This window comes from Escherichia sp. MOD1-EC5495 (assembly GCF_002965965.1).
GTDB classification, from domain to species: Bacteria; Pseudomonadota; Gammaproteobacteria; order Enterobacterales; family Enterobacteriaceae; genus Escherichia; species Escherichia ruysiae.
Map to the genome: position 1 here is coordinate 1 of NZ_PTRI01000039.1, position 20,218 is coordinate 20,218.

The window sequence follows — 20,218 nt, forward strand, 5'->3', positions numbered from 1 at the left end:
AGGCCAGTAATGGGTTAAGTGATAACAGGTGTCTGGAAATATAGGGGCAAATCCAATCACTAATTGTTGCTAAATATTAAGCTGATTGTTCTGGTTATGTTGGAGTAGCACAAATTTCTCTGCTGCAAATAGCGGTTTGAAGTTTTTTTAATCTTTGTTTGTGGATTCTCACCGTTGGTGTAAATCCCGGTTGGCTGTATTGACGTTTTCACATTCTGTTGACAGATTGTAGGTCACGAGGGGCATTTTATGGAGGATCCGCACTGTTACACTGATGTTAATTAGTACGGCATCCCCACCTCATAACGTTGACCCGACCGGGCAAAAAACAAAAAAGGTCAGGCAGCGACAACCCACTGCAAAGGGTTAAAACAACAAACATCACAATTGGAGCAGAATAATGCGTATTTCCTTGAAAAAGTCAGGGATGCTGAAGCTTGGTCTCAGCCTGGTGGCTATGACCGTCGCAGCAAGTGTTCAGGCTAAAACTCTGGTTTATTGCTCAGAAGGTTCGCCAGAAGGGTTTAACCCGCAGCTGTTTACCTCCGGCACCACCTATGACGCCTCTTCCGTACCGCTTTATAACCGCCTGGTTGAATTTAAAATCGGCACCACCGAAGTGATCCCGGGCCTCGCTGAAAAGTGGGAAATCAGCGAAGACGGTAAAACCTATACCTTCCATCTGCGTAAAGGTGTGAAGTGGCATGACAATAAAGAATTCAAACCGACGCGCGAACTGAACGCCGATGACGTGGTGTTCTCGTTTGATCGTCAGAAAAACGCGCAAAACCCATACCATAAAGTCTCTGGCGGCAGCTACGAATACTTCGAAGGCATGGGCTTGCCGGAGTTGATCAGCGAAGTGAAAAAGGTGGACGATAACACCGTTCAGTTCGTGCTGACTCGCCCGGAAGCGCCGTTCCTCGCTGACCTGGCAATGGACTTTGCCTCTATTCTGTCAAAAGAATATGCTGACGCGATGATGAAAGCCGGTACGCCGGAAAAACTGGACCTCAACCCGATCGGCACCGGCCCGTTCCAGTTACAGCAGTATCAAAAAGATTCCCGTATTCGCTACAAAGCGTTTGATGGCTACTGGGGCACCAAACCGCAGATCGACACGCTGGTCTTCTCTATTACTCCTGACGCTTCCGTGCGTTACGCGAAATTGCAGAAAAATGAATGCCAGGTGATGCCGTACCCGAACCCGGCAGATATTGCTCGCATGAAGCAGGATAAATCCATCAACCTGATGGAAATGCCGGGGCTGAACGTCGGTTATCTCTCGTATAACGTGCAGAAAAAACCACTGGATGATGTGAAAGTTCGCCAGGCTCTGACCTACGCGGTGAACAAAGACGCGATCATCAAAGCGGTTTATCAGGGCGCGGGTGTAGCAGCGAAAAACCTGATCCCGCCAACCATGTGGGGCTATAACGACGACGTTCAGGACTACACCTACGATCCTGAAAAAGCGAAAGCCTTGCTGAAAGAAGCGGGTCTGGAAAAAGGTTTCTCCATCGACCTGTGGGCGATGCCGGTACAACGTCCATATAACCCGAATGCTCGCCGCATGGCGGAGATGATTCAGGCGGACTGGGCGAAAGTCGGCGTGCAGGCCAAAATCGTCACCTACGAATGGGGTGAGTACCTCAAGCGCGCGAAAGATGGCGAGCATCAGACGGTAATGATGGGCTGGACTGGCGACAACGGGGATCCGGATAACTTCTTCGCCACCCTGTTCAGCTGTGCCGCCTCTGAACAAGGCTCCAACTACTCAAAATGGTGCTACAAACCGTTTGAAGATCTGATTCAACCGGCGCGTGCCACCGACGACCACAACAAGCGCGTTGAACTGTACAAACAAGCACAGGTAGTGATGCACGATCAGGCTCCGGCACTGATCATCGCTCACTCCACTGTATTTGAACCGGTACGCAAAGAAGTTAAAGGCTATGTGGTTGATCCATTAGGCAAACATCACTTCGAAAACGTCTCTATCGAATAATTAAAAGCCATACCCGGTGGTGCTGTGCCTCTGCGCACAGCGCCATCCGGCAGCAATACTTCATTCCCTGTCCGGCACGGGCGGGAATTGATTGGTGAGTAATACAGACACGCAGTTCCAGGCTGCGGGTCACTATAGAGAATCCGGGTTATGTTGCAGTTTATTCTCCGACGTTTGGGACTCGTCATCCCCACGTTTATCGGTATTACCCTTCTCACTTTTGCCTTTGTCCACATGATCCCCGGCGATCCGGTGATGATCATGGCGGGCGAACGTGGGATCTCCCCAGAGCGTCACGCACAGCTGCTGGCTGAACTCGGTTTAGATAAACCGATGTGGCAGCAGTACCTCCACTATATTTGGGGCGTTATGCACGGTGATTTAGGCATTTCGATGAAAAGCCGCATCCCGGTTTGGGAAGAGTTCGTGCCGCGCTTCCAGGCCACGCTGGAACTTGGCGTCTGCGCGATGATTTTTGCTACGGCAGTCGGCATTCCGGTTGGTGTGCTGGCTGCGGTTAAACGTGGTTCCATTTTCGATCACACGGCGGTTGGTCTGGCGCTGACCGGTTACTCAATGCCAATCTTCTGGTGGGGCATGATGCTGATCATGCTGGTTTCGGTGCACTGGAACCTGACGCCCGTCTCCGGTCGCGTGAGCGATATGGTGTTCCTCGATGATTCCAATCCGTTAACCGGTTTTATGCTGATTGACACCGCCATCTGGGGTGAAGACGGCAACTTTATCGCTGCCGTCGCCCATATGATCTTACCTGCGATGGTGCTGGGCACAATTCCGCTAGCGGTCATTGTGCGTATGACACGCTCCTCGATGCTGGAAGTGCTGGGCGAGGATTACATCCGCACCGCGCGTGCCAAGGGATTGACCCGGATGCGGGTGATTATCGTCCATGCGTTGCGTAACGCCATGCTGCCGGTGGTAACCGTTATTGGCCTACAGGTCGGGACGCTGCTGGCGGGGGCGATTCTGACCGAAACCATCTTCTCGTGGCCCGGTCTGGGGCGCTGGTTGATTGACGCGCTGCAACGCCGCGATTATCCGGTGGTGCAGGGCGGCGTATTGCTGGTGGCGACGATGATTATCCTCGTCAACCTGCTGGTTGATCTGCTGTACGGCGTGGTGAACCCGCGTATTCGTCATAAGAAGTAAGGGAACATCATGTCACAGGTTACTGAAAATAAAGTGATTACTGCACCGGTGCCGATGACCCCTTTACAGGAGTTCTGGCACTATTTTAAACGCAACAAAGGCGCGGTCGTCGGACTGGTTTATGTCGTCATCGTGCTGTTTATCGCGATCTTTGCCAACTGGATTGCACCCTATAACCCGGCGGAACAGTTCCGCGATGCGCTGCTCGCCCCGCCAGCCTGGCAGGAAGGCGGCAGCATGGCGCACTTGCTGGGCACTGATGACGTCGGTCGCGATGTGATGTCGCGCCTGATGTACGGCGCACGCTTGTCGCTGCTGGTTGGCTGTCTGGTGGTGGTGTTATCGCTGATTATGGGCGTTATTCTCGGCCTGATCGCCGGCTACTTCGGCGGCCTGGTCGATAACATCATCATGCGCGTGGTCGATATCATGCTGGCGCTGCCAAGCCTGCTGCTGGCGCTGGTGCTGGTGGCTATCTTCGGCCCGTCGATTGGTAACGCCGCGCTGGCGCTGACCTTCGTTGCCTTGCCGCACTATGTCCGCTTAACTCGCGCCGCCGTGCTGGTGGAGGTGAACCGCGACTACGTGACCGCTTCCCGCGTGGCGGGAGCCGGGGCGCTGCGGCAGATGTTTATCAATATTCTTCCCAACTGCCTTGCGCCGCTGATTGTCCAGGCGTCGCTCGGTTTCTCTAACGCCATTCTCGATATGGCTGCTCTTGGTTTCCTCGGCATGGGGGCACAACCGCCAACGCCGGAGTGGGGCACCATGCTCTCCGACGTGTTGCAGTTCGCGCAAAGCGCCTGGTGGGTCGTGACCTTCCCTGGTCTGGCGATCCTGCTGACGGTGCTGGCATTTAACCTGATGGGTGACGGTCTGCGTGACGCGCTCGATCCCAAACTGAAGCAGTAAGAGGTTCGAGATGGCGTTATTAAATATAGATAAATTATCGGTGCATTTCGGTGACGAAAGCGCACCATTCCGCGCCGTAGACCGCATCAGCTACAGCGTGAAACAGGGCGAAGTGGTCGGGATTGTGGGTGAATCCGGTTCGGGTAAATCGGTCAGTTCACTGGCGATTATGGGGCTGATTGATTATCCGGGTCGCGTGATGGCGGAAAAGCTGGAGTTTAACGGTCAGGATTTGCAGCGTATCTCAGAAAAAGAGCGCCGCAATCTGGTGGGTGCCGAAGTAGCGATGATCTTCCAGGACCCGATGACCAGTCTCAACCCGTGCTACACCGTGGGTTTCCAGATTATGGAAGCGATTAAGGTGCATCAGGGCGGTAACAAAAGTACCCGCCGTCAGCGGGCAATTGACCTGCTGAATCAGGTCGGCATTCCCGATCCGGCGTCGCGTCTGGATGTTTACCCGCATCAGCTTTCCGGCGGCATGAGCCAGCGTGTAATGATCGCGATGGCAATTGCCTGTCGGCCAAAACTGCTGATTGCGGATGAACCGACCACCGCGCTGGACGTGACCATTCAGGCGCAAATCATCGAACTGCTGCTGGAGCTACAGCAGAAAGAGAATATGGCGCTGGTGTTAATTACCCATGACCTGGCGCTGGTGGCGGAAGCGGCACATAAAATCATCGTGATGTATGCAGGTCAGGTGGTGGAAACGGGCGATGCTCACGCCATCTTCCGTGCGCCGCGTCATCCGTATACTCAGGCATTGCTGCGTGCGCTGCCGGAATTTGCTCAGGACAAAGAACGTCTGGCGTCGTTGCCTGGCGTGGTTCCCGGCAAGTACGACCGCCCGAACGGCTGCCTGCTTAATCCGCGCTGCCCCTACGCGACTGACAAATGCCGCGCTGAAGAACCGGCGCTGAATATGCTCGCTGACGGGCGTCAGTCCAAATGCCATTACCCACTTGATGATGCCGGGAGGCCCACACTATGAGTACGCATGAGGCCACCTCGCAACAGCCATTGTTGCAGGCAATTGACCTGAAAAAACATTATCCGGTGAAGAAAGGCATGTTCGCGCCGGAACGTCTGGTGAAGGCGCTGGATGGCGTTTCGTTTAACCTTGAACGTGGCAAAACGCTGGCAGTAGTAGGTGAATCTGGCTGCGGTAAATCGACCCTAGGTCGGTTGCTGACGATGATTGAAACGCCCACTGGCGGCGAACTGTATTATCAGGGGCAGGATCTGCTCAAGCACGATCCGCAGGCGCAGAAGCTACGTCGGCAGAAAATCCAGATTGTCTTCCAGAACCCTTACGGTTCGCTGAATCCGCGTAAAAAAGTTGGGCAGATTCTCGAAGAGCCGCTGCTGATCAACACCAGCTTAAGCAAAGAACAGCGTCGGGAAAAAGCCCTGTCGATGATGGCGAAAGTCGGCCTGAAAACCGAGCATTACGACCGCTATCCGCACATGTTTTCCGGCGGTCAGCGTCAGCGTATCGCCATCGCCCGTGGTCTGATGCTCGACCCGGACGTGGTGATTGCTGATGAGCCGGTTTCCGCGCTGGATGTCTCAGTGCGCGCACAGGTGCTCAATCTGATGATGGATTTGCAGCAGGAACTGGGGCTTTCTTATGTCTTTATCTCGCACGACCTGTCGGTGGTGGAGCACATTGCTGATGAAGTGATGGTGATGTACCTGGGCCGCTGCGTGGAGAAGGGAACGAAAGACCAAATCTTCAATAACCCGCGCCATCCGTACACTCAGGCGCTACTTTCCGCGACGCCGCGCCTGAATCCGGACGATCGCCGCGAGCGCATCAAGCTCACCGGTGAACTGCCAAGCCCGCTGAATCCACCGCCGGGTTGCGCCTTCAACGCCCGCTGTCGTCGGCGCTTCGGCCCCTGCACCCAGTTGCAGCCGCAGCTAAAAGACTACGGCGGTCAACTGGTCGCTTGTTTTGCTGTTGATCAGGATGAAAATCCGCAGCGTTAACTCACAAAACCGGGGTCATGCGCTCCGGTTTACTCAATCAGCTTCAACAGTGGCGACAAGCATAGCAAAATGCCGTAAAGCAGAATCAGCCAGGCTTTAAATCCGCGAAGTTTTTCCAGTTGTGCGACTTTATAGATCAGGAAAAACGGAATGAGGCACGACACAATGCCATATAACGGGCTTCCCAACTGAAAGAACACCAGCACCGATACACGAAACGAAACCCAAATCGTCAACGTAATGACGATAAAAGCGCAGATCGCCAGAGTCAGCATGCGTGAGTTAATTTTCTTGGTATCAATAATTCGGCTTAACAGATTGAGAATAATGCCTTTAATGGCCTCGTGGAAACCGAGGTAAATGCCAAAGAATGCGGTCAGTACGGCAAAGATATTCAGCACCGTAGAGGTGATATGAATGATATGCCCAGGGATCACCTGCGCGGCCAGCGCCAGTGCCGAGATATTTTGTTCAAAGGCAGAAACAGCTTCTTCGTGGCTAATTGAGAAGGTAAACGAAAAAGCAAAAAACAGGATCACCGCGATGAGCGTGACATAACTAATTCGGTGGGTACGCAGCGCGAGCCGGGTTGCCAGTACTTTATCTGCTTCCCGTTTACGATAGGCAATATTCATTGGGTTAAGTACCTGAATAAATACTGCAGAAAAGAAGCAAAATGGAATGGTAAGCAGAACATCGCGGAAAAAGACGGAGGCTTGCGGGAAGGCGGTTATATTGGCGAAATTCCAGTGCGGGATCATCGCAAAACCGAACACGACAATAATCCCTACTTTGACCACCACCATTGGCCCGGAAATCTTAAACAGTAATCGTTCACCACCAGACGCAATCGCCACCAGTACGGCGAAAATGGCGACTTTATAAAATAGAGATTGAGAAAGATCAGCATCGGTTAAACCGAAGGTTTTCAGGTACGAGGCGCTGTCGAAAACCACGGAGAGGGAATAGATAAAAATTCCGTGGATAATCATCAAAAAGTAGATAACGCCGAGAAATATTCCCCAGTTCTTCCCTAGGTAATGACTGATAATATCGGTGTAGTCATTACAGGAGTCACTTTCAGATAGTGTCTTTAAATAAATATCCTGCACTACCCAGGTTGCCGGATAAGCAATAATGGCGGCGGTAATAAATACCCAAATTCCCTTTAGCCCAATTTGTACTGGCATCAGCACCGTTCCGGCACCAATTGCCATTCCTATGCATAATAAAACCCAGCCGAAGTCATATCGCGTAAATGGTAGTTTTTGATCGCGTAGTTGTAATGTGTTGTCCTGCATAAAGTCCTGTCCAGAAAGAAGTCAGCCCCGCAAAGATGGTTATCCCCCGTTTCTCTTGCGCAACAGGCGGAGAAGTCGAATACGCAGTGTGCTAAGAATGAGGCAACAGACTCACCGGGGAGAATCGCGAGGAGGCGCAATTCTACAAAATTGCGCATTTCACTACCAGCCTGGTGTCAGATCGCGGGTAATGCGTAAAGTGAAAATTCTGCAAACATGAAAATAAGCTGGAATGTATCGCGCAAAGTGAAAAACAGGCAGGTGCCAGGGGCAGAAAGCGTCAGTAGAATCTGCCGCAAGCCGGAGGGTTCCGGTGAGGCGCAATGTTGCGGGGGCTTTATCCCTGGTGGCATTGGTTGCTGGAGAGAGAAAACCCCCGCACGTTGCAGGTATATACCTGACAACATCACGGGGGCCATTCTTGCATCTAGACCATTCAAGAATAGCCGCGAAACGTTGTCATTACAACACAGGCGGCTATATGACGTTCGCGCAGTTAGGCATGGCCTTCTGGCACGATTTAGCGGCTCCGGTCATTGCTGGCATTCTCGCCAGCCTGATTGTGAGCTGGCTGAATAAGCGGAAGTAACGTGTCGTGCGGGCGTCAGGCTGCCGTAATGGCAATTTGCGCCCGGACCAGGCCGCAGGGGGAAACTCTGCGGCCTTTTTCGTAAGAAAAATGCAACGGTTGCAAGCCGGTAATATTCTGCGGAACGCGCAGCACAGAGTGAAGAAGTGATGGATTTCGAAGCAGAAAAACAGTCGTAGAATCAGCGGCAAGCCGGAGGGTTCCGGTGAGGCGCAATGTTGCGGGGGCTTTATCCCTGGTGGCATTGGTTGCTGGAGAGAGAAAACCCCCGCACGTTGCAGGTATATACCTGACAACATCACGGGGGCCATTCTTGCATCTAGACCATTCAAGAATAGCCGCGAAACGTTGTCATTACAACACAGGCGGCTATATGACGTTCGCGCAGTTAGGCATGGCCTTCTGGCACGATTTAGCGGCTCCGGTCATTGCTGGCATTCTCGCCAGCCTGATTGTGAGCTGGCTGAATAAGCGGAAGTAACGTGTCGTGCGGGCGTCAGGCTGCCGTAATGGCAATTTGCGCCCGGACCAGGCCGCAGGGGGAAACTCTGCGGCCTTTTTCGCGTTTACTGCGGGTATGGCACCCAATCGCCGCCGTTCAGGCGAACGTACGGTTTATCCTGATATTGAATCACCACCGCGTTTGAGTTCTCGGATACCGGTGCTGTTTGTGGCAATCCGCTGGTGAGTTTTTTCCAGTCAACATTGTCTTCGGTGAAAATTTTACCGTCGAGAACGCGAACAACCAGATCAGAAATTGCCAGGAAACTGCTTGGTTGGTCGATGACAATCGGAGCCCCCTGATGTGGTGCCTTCATGCCGAAGAATTTCACGCCAACGGGGACATCAGTAATTGATGGACTAGGGATATCACGTAGGCCAGATACCTGCATTCTGTCGCCTTTCAGCGCGCCGCCGTGTTCTGGCACGACCACCACCATTACTTTACGGTCAGATTTCTCCAGCTCGGTAAAGAATGCATCCAGTTCATCAAAGAACTTCTGCGCCCGCGCTTTATAGTCCGCTGTTTTACTGACGCCAGGATAATGGTTGCCATCATGCAGAGGGAGCGTGTTGTAGAACGTGGCGCTACGGGAGTTTTTATCTTTTTCAGTAACTTCCAGCCAGCGGTTAAGTACGGCGGTATCGTCATAAACTGGCGAACCATCAAAGCCCAGCAAAATAACCGGTAGATTCGTTTGATCCATCAATTCTGTCTGCATACCGCCATTTTCGCGCACTTCTTTCAGGAAGCCGCCGAATTGACCGTTATGCCCCATCATCAGATGCTGGGTAAAGCCCAGTTTTGACAAGTTATCGAACAGATAGCAGTCATTATTGGCTGGTTGATACAGATTGGTGTGCGAAGTTTGCCCACAACTGGCGCGCAGCAGACGAATCGCCGCTGGGCCGCTGTATGAGGTCGCAGAGTTGAATTTCTTGAACTCTATATCGAAATGCGACCATAACGGATGCGACATTAACCCGGCAGCCTCAATGTCCGACCAGGAGAGTGAGCAGATGTTGATGACCAGCAATTCAAATGGCTGTGCATCTGCCGGAAGCGCGGATGGGAAGGTCGATTTACGTTTCGCTTCGGCGTTATAGAAATTATTCAGCCATGCATTAAGATTCGCCGTTGTCGGCGGCGCGGTTTGCGCAGGCATATCACCCACCACCGGCGTACCTCCTGCGGCTGCGACCGTTGCCGCTGCATTACCGCCCGTCGTTGTCACCGTCGTGGTCGGTTGACCGGCTGGCCACAGGGAGAAACTTGGTCCAGCCAGCGTAAGTACGTTCAACCATACCAGAATAGCGACGACAAATATGGTGATACGAATCCATTGTGACAGGAACAACCACGCCACTAACAATACAAAAATGGCTCCGATCATCTGCCAGTTAATAAAGCGAGTAACGAGGTCGATTAAATAATCGCTACTGAAACCAGCCACTTGCGAACCCTGACTCATGATACTTTCCGGGCCTGGCAGCCAGGTGTCGTGCCAGAACAATGCAAAACCGATTGGCAGGGCTATCCAGTGGCGTAGACGGTGCAGGCTATAGCGCGGAATAGGCATTAGCAGGAACGCGGCAAACACCAGGTTAAGCAGCGGATGGAAGTTAAGATATCCCGCCCATAACAGGCCAAATTTGACCAGAAAATATAAGTTCCAGCCAGAAAGGCCGCGCCAGTATTGCCAGAGGGAAGAAGGCATAGCGGTGTTTTGGGTAAATTGAGTCATTTTTTGATTGCCCTGGCTTTTTCCGCACGGCGTAATGTACCGGCCGGTTTTACATAACGAGGTTTAGCAAATAACAAACGCAAAGTGTCACGAATACGCCGCAGAGAATGCCGCGCCAGATAGCCCAGCGGGAAAAATATCAGTGCGCAAACGATAATAATTTCAATGATATCGCTGATGCTCATCATGATGAACGCTCCACAGCATCATCCAATAATCGCAGTGGTTCAGGTATGCGTCGCCAGTTGCGACCATCGTGTTCGGCATTGATGACTGGCGTGGAACCCTGCGTTAAAGGCAGCGGCATCCCCCATTGTTCCGGGGCGAGTAAACGCATTTGCACCAGCTCGGCGCTGATTTGGTCATCTTCAAACCAGACCATGCGGTTAGAGAAAATGTCGCCAGTAGGTAGTGGGAAAATATGATTCAATGCGGTATCCAGATCGTTAATCCGGCAGAAAGAGAGGAACAGCACCAGTCGATTGCCGCCAATCGTCATAATATCGCCGGTACGATTAGGGCGACACAGCGTCAGAGCTTGTTCAACGCGAATGCCAGGCACCGGGCGCAAAGCCACCAGAACGCCTTTCCCGTGAGCGGGTAACAGGGTGTTATTCATCATATTATTGACCGCGTCACAGAATACATCCCACTTCTGGAACCCCCGCAGTTTAATCGGCTGAGTCATCGACAACAGCGTGGTGATATCTTCCGGTACATAGCGGCTGAACTTCTGTCCCTGCACGCTTTCAATCATTGTCAGACAGCGAGAGAGCGGGGCGTTCCATGGAATAACCATATTTGCGCCGCAGGCCAACAGTAAACGTTCGTCGGTGGCGCGCAGGCTGGCAATATTTTCCCGCACGAGGATTTTCAACGCGCTACCACGCTGGCGACGCAATGTATGAATACTGCGGGCCAGCGGTTCAATTTGCCCATTTTGCTGCAAAGAGAACACGACCGTCGCGGCCTGAGAGGTACGCGCTTCATTGAACAGCGTTTCGTTATTGTCGAATAGCTTCCAGTGTTCCGATAGCGGTGGCGCGCCTTCCAGTACGGCAATATTACTGAGAATACGTTTTTCATCGCTGCGTGGTTGGATCTCCGCCTCTTCGCGCTGAACTAACGCCCAGACGCCATTTTGATGCTGGACGGTCAGTTGCTGACGGGCGCTGACGCCTTTTTCGTTACACCAAAAAGCAATATCCAGCAGATGCTGATCGCCCTGAAAACGCAAACTGGCAAGTCCAAAAAGCGAACGGTACTCCTCCAGTAACAATGAAAATTGTTTATCGTTATTATTTCCGGGATTAATTACCAGCAGTGAACAATGGTTTAGCCTGCACCATTTATTCATTTTTTCCAGCCATAGGCGAAGGCGCTCGGCAGAAATGTTTTGCCATGCGTTATTTGCGCAAACAAGAATGAACAGGTAATTATTGGGAACAACTGAACATTGTAAATCACGGGGCAAATAGTATAGACCTTTTTCATGATTTAGCATTGAAAATAATTTTATTTTTTCTGGTCCTTGAGAATCATCTAATTTGAAAATTTTCTCGGGATCGCTATCCATGCTAATGACCGCGACTTGCGCGGTTTCAGCTTGAGAAGCCATCGTTTGATTCACCAGGCTAATAGCATCTTCTTGACGATCGACGTTAAACCACCAGACGCCGCCTGCTGGCATATGTCGCAGCTCATCCCATAAGGATGAGATACCGATAGAGAATACGGGGTCCACAGTGTCCCTCAAGTCGCCATTTTGTCTGATTATCAGTTTACTAGCGAAAGCTAAGAAATAAACCTACCATTGAAATTAAAACTTATCAGATTTAGCATGTGAATCAATTTAACAGGCCAGAAACCTTGTGATATCAGCCTTTTCGTTTTTTAGTTTTTCTGTTGCGTAACGGAAAGTCAAAAAATGAGCGGGTTTCTGTGCTGCCATAAGCAATAAAGCGGCGAAATTGTCTTGCTGTGTAATATGTTTATTTTATAGGGATCAACCATAATGAATAACAACGAACCCGATATTCTGCCTGATCCCGCGATAGGCTATATCTTCCAGAATGATATTTTGGCGTTAAAACAGGCTTTTTCACTGCCTGATATTGATTATGCCGATATTTCCCAACGAGAGCAGTTGGCTGCGGCATTAAAACGTTGGCCGTTGCTGGCTGAGTTTGCGCAAAAAAAGTAGGGGTGTGGTGAATGGCCGTTCTGGGATTGCAGGGGATGCGGGGTGGCGTGGGAACGACAACGATCACTGCCGCGTTAGGCTGGTCATTGCAAATGTTGGGAGAAAATGTCCTGCTGGTGGATGCCTGCCCGGACAATTTGCTGCGCCTGTCATTCAACGTTGATTTTTCTCACCGCCAGGGCTGGGCAAGAGCCATGCTGGATGGCCAGGACTGGCGTGATGCCGGGCTACGCTATACCTCGCAGCTCGATCTGCTGCCCTTTGGTCAACTGACTCTCGAAGAACACGAAAATCCCCAGCACTGGCAAACACGGCTGGGCGAGATTTGTAGCGGTATTCAGCAACTAAAGACCAGCGGGCGTTATCAATGGATTTTGATCGATTTACCACGCGACGCCTCGCAGATAACGCATCAAATCATGAGCCTGTGCGATCACACCCTGGCAATCGTCAACGTGGATGCTAACTGTCATATTCGGCTGCATCAGCAGGCACTGCCCGTTGGCGCGCATATTTTGATTAATGATTTTCGTGTAGGCAGCCAGGTTCAGGACGATATTTATCAGCTATGGTTGCAAAGCCAGCGGCGCTTGTTGCCAATGTTGATCCATCGTGATGAAGCGATGGCTGAATGTCTGGCGGCGAAACAACCGTTGGGCGAATACCGTAGCGATGCGTTGGCGGCAGAAGAAATTCTGACGCTGGCGAACTGGTGTCTGTTGAACTATTCCGGGCTGAAAACGCCAGTCGGGAGCGCATCATGAGTATCCTGACCCGGTGGTTGCTTATCCCGCCGGTTAACGCACGTCTTATTGGGCGTTATCGGGAATATCGTCGTCATGGCGCGTCGCCTTTCAGCGCGACGCTCGGCTGTTTCTGGCTGATCCTTGCCTGGATTTTTATTCCGCTGGAGCACCCGCGCTGGCAGCGTATTCGTGCGCAACATAAAATCCTGTTCCCTCATATCAACGCCTCGCGCCCGCGTCCGTTGGATCCTGTGCGCTATGTCATCCAGACCTGCTGGTTGCTGATCAGTGCTTCGCGCAGAGAAACGCCGAAACCGCGCTGGCGGTCGTTTTCACGCTTGCAGAATATTCGTGGGCGTTATCATCAATGGATGGATGAATTGCCGGCTCGCTTCAGCCATAACACGCAACATCTTGATGAGAAAAAAGAGCTGGGACATCTGAGCGCCGGAGCGCGGCGTTTTATTCTTGGCATCATTGTGACATTCTCGCTGATTCTGGCGCTAATTTGCGTCACCCAGCCGTTTAACCCGCTGTCGCAGTTTATCTTCCTGATGTTGCTGTGGGGTGTGGCATTAATGGTACGGCGAATGCCGGGACGCTTCTCTGCACTGATGCTGATTGTGCTGTCGCTCACTGTCTCGTGCCGTTATATCTGGTGGCGCTACACCTCCACGCTGAACTGGGATGATCCGGTCAGTCTGGTGTGCGGCTTAATTCTGTTGTTCGCCGAAACTTACGCATGGATTGTGCTGGTGCTCGGCTACTTCCAGGTCGTATGGCCGTTGAATCGTCAGCCAGTGCCGTTGCCGAAAGATATGTCGCTGTGGCCGTCGGTGGATATTTTTGTGCCGACGTACAACGAAGATCTCAGCGTGGTGAAAAACACTATCTATGCCTCGCTGGGTATCGACTGGCCGAAAGATAAGCTAAATATCTGGATCCTCGATGACGGTGGCAGGGAGGAATTTCGCCAGTTTGCACAAAACGTAGGGGTGAAATATATCGCCCGTACCACTCATGAACATGCGAAAGCGGGCAATATCAACAATGCGCTTAAATATGCCAAAGGCGAGTTTGTGTCGATTTTCGACTGCGACCACGTGCCAACGCGCTCGTTCCTGCAAATGACCATGGGCTGGTTCCTGAAAGAAAAACAACTGGCGATGATGCAGACGCCGCACCACTTCTTCTCGCCGGACCCGTTTGAACGTAACCTGGGGCGTTTTCGTAAAACGCCGAACGAAGGCACGCTGTTCTACGGTCTGGTGCAGGATGGCAACGATATGTGGGATGCCACTTTCTTCTGCGGTTCTTGTGCGGTGATCCGCCGTAAACCGCTGGATGAGATTGGCGGTATTGCCGTCGAAACGGTAACTGAAGATGCGCACACTTCTTTGCGTTTGCACCGTCGTGGCTACACCTCCGCGTATATGCGCATTCCGCAGGCGGCGGGGCTGGCGACCGAAAGTCTGTCAGCGCATATCGGTCAGCGTATTCGCTGGGCGCGCGGGATGGTGCAAATCTTCCGCCTTGATAACCCGCTCACCGGTAAAGGGCTGAAGTTCGCGCAACGGCTGTGCTACGTCAACGCCATGTTCCATTTCTTGTCGGGCATTCCACGGCTGATCTTCCTGACTGCGCCGCTGGCGTTCCTGCTGCTTCATGCCTATATCATCTACGCACCTGCGTTGATGATCGCCCTGTTTGTGCTGCCGCACATGATCCACGCCAGCCTGACTAACTCGAAGATTCAGGGCAAATATCGCCACTCATTCTGGAGTGAAATCTACGAAACAGTGCTGGCATGGTATATCGCACCACCGACGCTGGTGGCGCTGATTAACCCGCACAAAGGCAAATTTAACGTCACCGCCAAAGGGGGCCTGGTAGAGGAAGAGTATGTCGATTGGGTGATCTCGAGACCGTACATCTTCCTCGTGCTGCTCAACCTGGTTGGTGTCGCTGTTGGCATCTGGCGTTACTTCTATGGTCCGCCAACCGAAATGCTTACCGTTGTCGTCAGTATGGTGTGGGTGTTCTACAACCTGATTATTCTCGGCGGCGCGGTAGCGGTATCGGTTGAAAGTAAACAGGTTCGTCGTTCGCATCGTGTTGAGATGACGATGCCAGCGGCAATTGCCCGCGAAGATGGTCACCTTTTCTCCTGCACGGTTCAGGACTTCTCCGACGGTGGGCTGGGGATCAAAATCCACGGTCAGGCGCAGATCCTCGAAGGGCAGAAAGTGAATCTGCTGCTCAAACGCGGTCAACAGGAATACGTCTTCCCGACCCAGGTGGCACGCGTGATGGGTAACGAAGTCGGGCTGCAATTGATGCCGCTCACCACCCAGCAACATATCGATTTTGTGCAGTGTACGTTTGCCCGTGCGGATACATGGGCGCTCTGGCAGGACAGCTACCCGGAAGATAAGCCGCTGGAAAGTCTGCTGGATATTCTGAAGCTCGGCTTCCGTGGCTACCGCCATCTGGCGGAATTTGCACCTTCTTCAGTGAAGGGTATTTTCCGTGCGCTGACTTCTCTGGTTTCCTGGGTTGTTTCGTTCATTCCGCGCCGCCCGGAGCGGAGCGAAACGGTACAACCATCGGATCAGGCTTTGGCTCAACAATGATGATAACGCGATGAAAAGAAAACTATTCTGGATTTGTGCAGTGGCAATGGGGATGAGCGCATTCCCCTCTTTTATGACGCAGGCGACGCCAGCAACGCAACCACTGATCAATGCTGAGCCAGTTGTTCCTGCCCAGACGGAACAAAATCCGCAGGTGGGGCAGGTGATGCCGGGCGTGCAGGGAGCGGATGCGCCAGTCGTCGCGCAGAACGGCTCTTCGCGTGATGTGAAGCTGACCTTTGCGCAAATCGCGCCGCCGCCGGGCAGCATGGTGCTGCGTGGTATCAACCCGAACGGCAGCATTGAGTTTGGTATGCGCAGCGACGAAGTGGTGACGAAGGCGATGCTCAATCTCGAATACACGCCATCGCCGTCATTGCTGCCAGTTCAGTCGCAGTTAAAGGTTTATCTCAATGATGAACTGATGGGCGTGCTGCCAGTGACTAAAGAGCAGTTGGGCAAAAAGACGCTGGCGCAAATGCCGATTAACCCGCTGTTTATTACCGACTTCAACCGCGTGCGGCTGGAGTTTGTCGGTCATTATCAGGATGTGTGCGAAAACCCAGCCAGCACCACACTTTGGCTGGATGTCGGGCGCAGTAGTGGACTGGATCTGACGTATCAATCACTGAATGTGAAGAATGACCTGTCGCACTTCCCGATTCCGTTCTTTGACCCACGCGATAACCGTGCTAACACCTTGCCGATGGTCTTTGCGGGCGCGCCGGATGTTGCTCTGCAACAGGCTTCCGCCATTGTTGCCTCGTGGTTTGGTTCCCGTTCCGGCTGGCGTGGGCAGAACTTCCCGGTACTCTATAACCAGCTTCCCGATCGCAATGCGATTGTTTTTGCGACTAACGACAAACGCCCGGACTTCCTGCGCGATCATCCGGCGGTAAAAGCCCCGGTGATTGAGATGATCAACCACCCGGAAAATCCTTACGTCAAACTGCTGGTCGTGTTTGGTCGTGACGACAAAGACCTGTTGCAGGCAGCGAAAGGTATCGCCCAGGGCAATATTTTGTTCCGTGGCGATAGCGTAGTGGTGAATGAAGTCAAACCGCTGCTGCCGCGTAAGCCATACGATGCGCCGAACTGGGTGCGTACCGATCGTCCTGTCACCTTTGGCGAACTAAAAACCTATGAAGAGCAGTTACAGTCCAGCGGTCTGGAACCAGCAGCGATTAACGTTTCGCTAAATCTGCCGCCAGATCTCTACCTGATGCGCAGTACCGGTATTGATATGGATATCAACTATCGCTACACCATGCCGCCGGTGAAAGACAGCTCGCGGATGGATATCAGCCTGAACAACCAGTTCCTGCAATCATTTAACCTGAGTAGCAAACAGGAGGCGAACCGCCTGCTGCTGCGTATTCCGGTATTACAAGGTTTGCTGGACGGCAAAACGGATGTCTCTATTCCGGCGTTGAAGCTGGGGGCGACCAACCAGCTGCGCTTCGACTTTGAGTACATGAACCCGATGCCGGGCGGATCGGTGGATAACTGTATTACCTTCCAGCCGGTGCAGAACCATGTGGTGATTGGCGACGACTCTACCATCGACTTCTCGAAGTATTACCACTTCATCCCGATGCCGGATCTGCGCGCGTTTGCCAATGCGGGCTTCCCGTTCAGCCGGATGGCGGATCTGTCGCAAACCATCACCGTAATGCCGAAAGCGCCCAACGAAGCACAGATGGAAACGCTGCTAAATACCGTTGGCTTTATCGGCGCGCAGACGGGCTTCCCGGCGATTAACCTGACCGTGACCGATGATGGCAGCACCATTCAGGGTAAAGATGCCGACATCATGATCGTCGGTGGTATCCCGGACAAATTAAAAGACGACAAGCAGATTGACATGCTGGTACAGGCCACCGAAAGCTGGGTGAAAACGCCAATGCGCCAGACGCCATTCCCCGGCATTGTGCCGGACGAAAACGACCGCGCGGCAGAAACTCAGTCAACGCTGACCTCTTCCGGCGCGATGGCAGCGGTGATTGGCTTCCAGTCACCGTATAACGACCAGCGCAGCGTGATTGCTCTCCTGGCTGACAGTCCGCGCGGTTACGAAATGCTTAACGATGCGGTGAACGATAGCGGCAAACGCGCCACCATGTTCGGCTCGGTAGCCGTGATCCGTGAATCTGGCGTTAACAGTTTGCGTGTCGGCGACATCTATTACGTTGGACATCTGCCGTGGTTCGAACGTTTGTGGTATGCACTGGCTAATCACCCGATTCTGTTGGCGGTGCTGGCGGCAATCAGCGTGGTGTTGCTGGCCTGGGTACTGTGGCGTCTGCTGCGTATCATCAGCCGTCGTCGTCTTAACCCGGATAATGAGTAATTGATGATGAATGTTTTGCGTAGTGGAATCGTGACGATGCTGCTGCTGGCTGCCTTTAGTGTTCAGGCAGCCTGTACCTGGCCTGCCTGGGAGCAGTTTAAAAAGGATTACATCAGTCAGGAGGGGCGCGTCATTGACCCCAGTGATGCGCGCAAAATTACCACCTCCGAAGGGCAAAGTTACGGCATGTTCTTTGCTCTGGCGGCTAACGACCGTGCTGCTTTCGATAACCTTCTCGACTGGACACAGAACAATCTTGCCCAGGGCTCGTTAAAAGAGCATTTGCCCGCCTGGCTATGGGGCAAGAAAGAGAATGCGAAGTGGGAAGTGCTGGACAGCAACTCAGCCTCTGACGGCGATATCTGGATGGCCTGGTCACTGCTGGAGGCCGGTCGATTGTGGAAAGAGCAACGTTATACTGACATTGGCAGCGCGTTGTTAAAACGCATTGCGCAAGAGGAAGTGGTGACAGTGCCGGGACTGGGTTCCATGCTGTTACCGGGCAAAGTGGGTTTTGCCGAGAATAACACCTGGCGTTTTAACCCAAGTTATTTGCCCCCGACGCTGGCGCAGTATTTTACCCGCTTTGGCGCACCGTGGACCACGTTGCGCGAAACGAATCAACGTTTATTGCTGGAAACCGCCCCGAAAGGTTTTTCACCAGACTGGGTACGCTATGAGAAAGACAAAGGCTGGCAGTTAAAGCCAGAGAAAACGCTGATCAGCAGTTACGACGCTATTCGCGTCTATATGTGGGTTGGCATGATGCCCGACAGCGATCCGCAAAAAGCGCGGATGCTCAACCGTTTTAAACCGATGGCGACATTCACCGAGAAAAACGGCTATCCGCCGGAGAAAGTCGATGTCGCTACGGGTAAAGCGCAGGGTAAAGGGCCAGTCGGCTTTTCTGCGGCTATGTTGCCATTTCTTCAGGATCGTGATGCCCAGGCCGTACAGCGTCAGCGTATTGCAGATAACTTTCCTGGTAGCGATGCCTATTACAACTATGTGTTGACCCTGTTTGGACAAGGCTGGGATCAACACCGTTTCCGCTTCTCGACAAAAGGTGAGTTATTACCTGACTGGGGCCTGGAATGCGCAAATTCACACTAAATATTCTTACGCTTTCCCTCGGTCTGGCCGTGATGCCGATGGTCGAGGCGGCACCAACCGCCCAGCAACAGTTGCTGGAACAGGTTCGTGTGGGCGAAGCGACCCACCGCGAAGACCTGGTGCAGCAGTCGCTGTATCGTCTGGAACTTATTGATCCGAATAACCCGGATGTCGTTGCCGCCCGTTTCCGTTCTCTGTTACGTCAGGGCGATGTTGATGGTGCGCAAAAACAACTCGAACGATTGTCGCAATTAGCGCCGAGTTCAAATGCGTATAAATCATCGCGTACCACAATGCTACTTTCCACGCCGGATGGTCGTCAGGCACTGCAACAGGCACGATTGCAGGCCACCACCGGTCATGCGGAAGAAGCCGTGGCGGGTTACAACAAACTATTCAACGGAGCGCCGCCAGCAGGTGACATTGCCGTCGAGTACTGGAGTACGGTAGCGAAAATTCCGGCTCGCCGTGGCGAAGCGATTAATCAGCTAAAACGCATCAATGCAGATACGCCAGGCAATACGGGTTTGCAAAACAATCTGGCGCTCTTGCTGTTTAGCAGCGATCGCCGTGACGAAGGTTTTGCCGTACTGGAACAGATGGCGAAATCTAACGCCGGGCGCGAGGGGGCTTCTAAAATCTGGTACGGGCAGATAAAAGATATGCCCGTCAGCGACGCCAGCGTGTCGGCGCTGAAAAAATATCTCTCTGTTTTTAGCGATGGCGATAATGTGGTGGCTGCGCAATCGCAACTGGCAGAACAACAAAAGCAACTGGCCGATCCTAATTTCCGCGCCCGTGCGCAAGGTTTAGCCGCTGTGGACTCAGGCATGGCAGGTAAAGCCATTCCCGAACTGCAACAGGCGGTGCGCGCTAACCCGAAAGACAGTGAAGCCCTTGGGGCGCTGGGGCAGGCGTATTCCCAGAATGGCGATCGCGCTAATGCGGTGGC

General features: G+C 52.8%; 17 protein-coding genes. 13 read left to right on the forward strand and 4 right to left on the reverse strand.

The genetic code is table 11. The annotated features are described in order from the left end of the window. Window positions 1-400 precede the first annotated feature (400 nt). The 5 genes from dppA to dppF all read left to right on the forward strand — a co-directional run bounded on the left by dppA (window position 401) and on the right by dppF (window position 6,085). Complete coding sequence (gene dppA / locus BEG40_RS21055) at window positions 401-2,008, forward strand: dipeptide ABC transporter substrate-binding protein DppA (protein ID WP_001222867.1); 1,608 nt, start codon at window positions 401-403, stop codon at window positions 2,006-2,008. A 150-nt stretch (window positions 2,009-2,158) separates the two neighbouring features. Next, window positions 2,159-3,178, forward strand: a complete 1,020-nt coding sequence (dppB, locus tag BEG40_RS21065) for a dipeptide ABC transporter permease DppB (protein ID WP_105286057.1) — start codon at window positions 2,159-2,161, stop codon at window positions 3,176-3,178. A gap of 9 nt (window positions 3,179-3,187) precedes the next feature. Next, entirely contained in the window at window positions 3,188-4,090 is a 903-nt protein-coding gene (gene dppC / locus BEG40_RS21070) for a dipeptide ABC transporter permease DppC (protein ID WP_000084683.1), read from the forward strand. A gap of 10 nt (window positions 4,091-4,100) precedes the next feature. Then, on the forward strand, window positions 4,101-5,084 hold the full coding sequence (gene dppD, locus BEG40_RS21075; protein ID WP_001196445.1) for a dipeptide ABC transporter ATP-binding protein: 984 nt from the start codon (window positions 4,101-4,103) through the stop codon (window positions 5,082-5,084). Beyond that, complete coding sequence (gene dppF, locus BEG40_RS21080; RefSeq protein ID WP_000103580.1) at window positions 5,081-6,085, forward strand: dipeptide ABC transporter ATP-binding subunit DppF; 1,005 nt, start codon at window positions 5,081-5,083, stop codon at window positions 6,083-6,085. Before dppD ends, dppF begins: the two co-directional genes overlap by 4 nt. Window positions 6,086-6,114: 29 nt before the next feature. Here the strand turns inward: dppF and BEG40_RS21085 are convergent, their stop codons facing one another. Further along, window positions 6,115-7,386, reverse strand: coding sequence for an aromatic amino acid transport family protein (locus BEG40_RS21085; protein WP_105286058.1), 1,272 nt, complete (start codon window positions 7,384-7,386; stop codon window positions 6,115-6,117). A gap of 481 nt (window positions 7,387-7,867) precedes the next feature. On the opposite strand from BEG40_RS21085, the gene BEG40_RS21090 reads away from it, so the two are divergent. Then, complete coding sequence (locus BEG40_RS21090) at window positions 7,868-7,975, forward strand: type I toxin-antitoxin system toxin Ldr family protein (RefSeq protein ID WP_000141666.1); 108 nt, start codon at window positions 7,868-7,870, stop codon at window positions 7,973-7,975. Between the two features lie 373 nt (window positions 7,976-8,348). Beyond that, window positions 8,349-8,456: a type I toxin-antitoxin system toxin Ldr family protein gene (locus tag BEG40_RS21100; protein ID WP_000141666.1), complete on the forward strand. Its 108-nt coding sequence runs from the start codon at window positions 8,349-8,351 to the stop codon at window positions 8,454-8,456. An 85-nt stretch (window positions 8,457-8,541) separates the two neighbouring features. On the opposite strand, the gene bcsG is transcribed toward BEG40_RS21100, so the two are convergent. Genes bcsG through bcsE form a run of 3 tightly spaced genes read right to left on the reverse strand, consistent with a single transcriptional unit; the run spans window position 8,542 to window position 11,977 of the window. Continuing rightward, window positions 8,542-10,221: a cellulose biosynthesis protein BcsG gene (bcsG, locus tag BEG40_RS21105; protein ID WP_000191630.1), complete on the reverse strand. Its 1,680-nt coding sequence runs from the start codon at window positions 10,219-10,221 to the stop codon at window positions 8,542-8,544. After that, window positions 10,218-10,409: a cellulose biosynthesis protein BcsF gene (gene bcsF, locus BEG40_RS21110; RefSeq protein WP_105286059.1), complete on the reverse strand. Its 192-nt coding sequence runs from the start codon at window positions 10,407-10,409 to the stop codon at window positions 10,218-10,220. The genes bcsG and bcsF overlap by 4 nt, the downstream gene beginning before the upstream one ends. Beyond that, window positions 10,406-11,977 (reverse strand): cellulose biosynthesis c-di-GMP-binding protein BcsE, encoded by a 1,572-nt coding sequence (bcsE, locus tag BEG40_RS21115; protein ID WP_001205753.1) that lies wholly within the window; start codon window positions 11,975-11,977, stop codon window positions 10,406-10,408. Before bcsE ends, bcsF begins: the two co-directional genes overlap by 4 nt. A 258-nt stretch (window positions 11,978-12,235) precedes the next feature. On the opposite strand from bcsE, the gene bcsR reads away from it, so the two are divergent. The 6 genes from bcsR to BEG40_RS21145 all read left to right on the forward strand — a co-directional run. Next, window positions 12,236-12,424, forward strand: a complete 189-nt coding sequence (bcsR, locus tag BEG40_RS21120) for a cellulose biosynthesis protein BcsR (RefSeq protein WP_001063311.1) — start codon at window positions 12,236-12,238, stop codon at window positions 12,422-12,424. 11 nt (window positions 12,425-12,435) lie between these two features. Continuing rightward, window positions 12,436-13,188, forward strand: a complete 753-nt coding sequence (bcsQ, locus tag BEG40_RS21125) for a cellulose biosynthesis protein BcsQ (protein ID WP_105286060.1) — start codon at window positions 12,436-12,438, stop codon at window positions 13,186-13,188. Continuing rightward, window positions 13,185-15,803 carry a UDP-forming cellulose synthase catalytic subunit gene (gene bcsA / locus BEG40_RS21130; protein ID WP_000025927.1) on the forward strand — a complete coding sequence of 873 codons (2,619 nt, stop codon included), beginning with the start codon at window positions 13,185-13,187 and terminating at the stop codon, window positions 15,801-15,803. The genes bcsQ and bcsA overlap by 4 nt, the downstream gene beginning before the upstream one ends. Window positions 15,804-15,813: 10 nt before the next feature. After that, window positions 15,814-18,153: a cellulose biosynthesis cyclic di-GMP-binding regulatory protein BcsB gene (gene bcsB, locus BEG40_RS21135; protein ID WP_024192197.1), complete on the forward strand. Its 2,340-nt coding sequence runs from the start codon at window positions 15,814-15,816 to the stop codon at window positions 18,151-18,153. A 6-nt stretch (window positions 18,154-18,159) separates the two neighbouring features. Then, window positions 18,160-19,266, forward strand: a complete 1,107-nt coding sequence (bcsZ, locus tag BEG40_RS21140; RefSeq protein ID WP_024192198.1) for a cellulose synthase complex periplasmic endoglucanase BcsZ — start codon at window positions 18,160-18,162, stop codon at window positions 19,264-19,266. Next, the coding region (locus BEG40_RS21145) for a tetratricopeptide repeat protein (protein WP_502692829.1) at window positions 19,248-20,218 on the forward strand (971 nt) is incomplete at its 3' end. The genes bcsZ and BEG40_RS21145, both read left to right, overlap by 19 nt.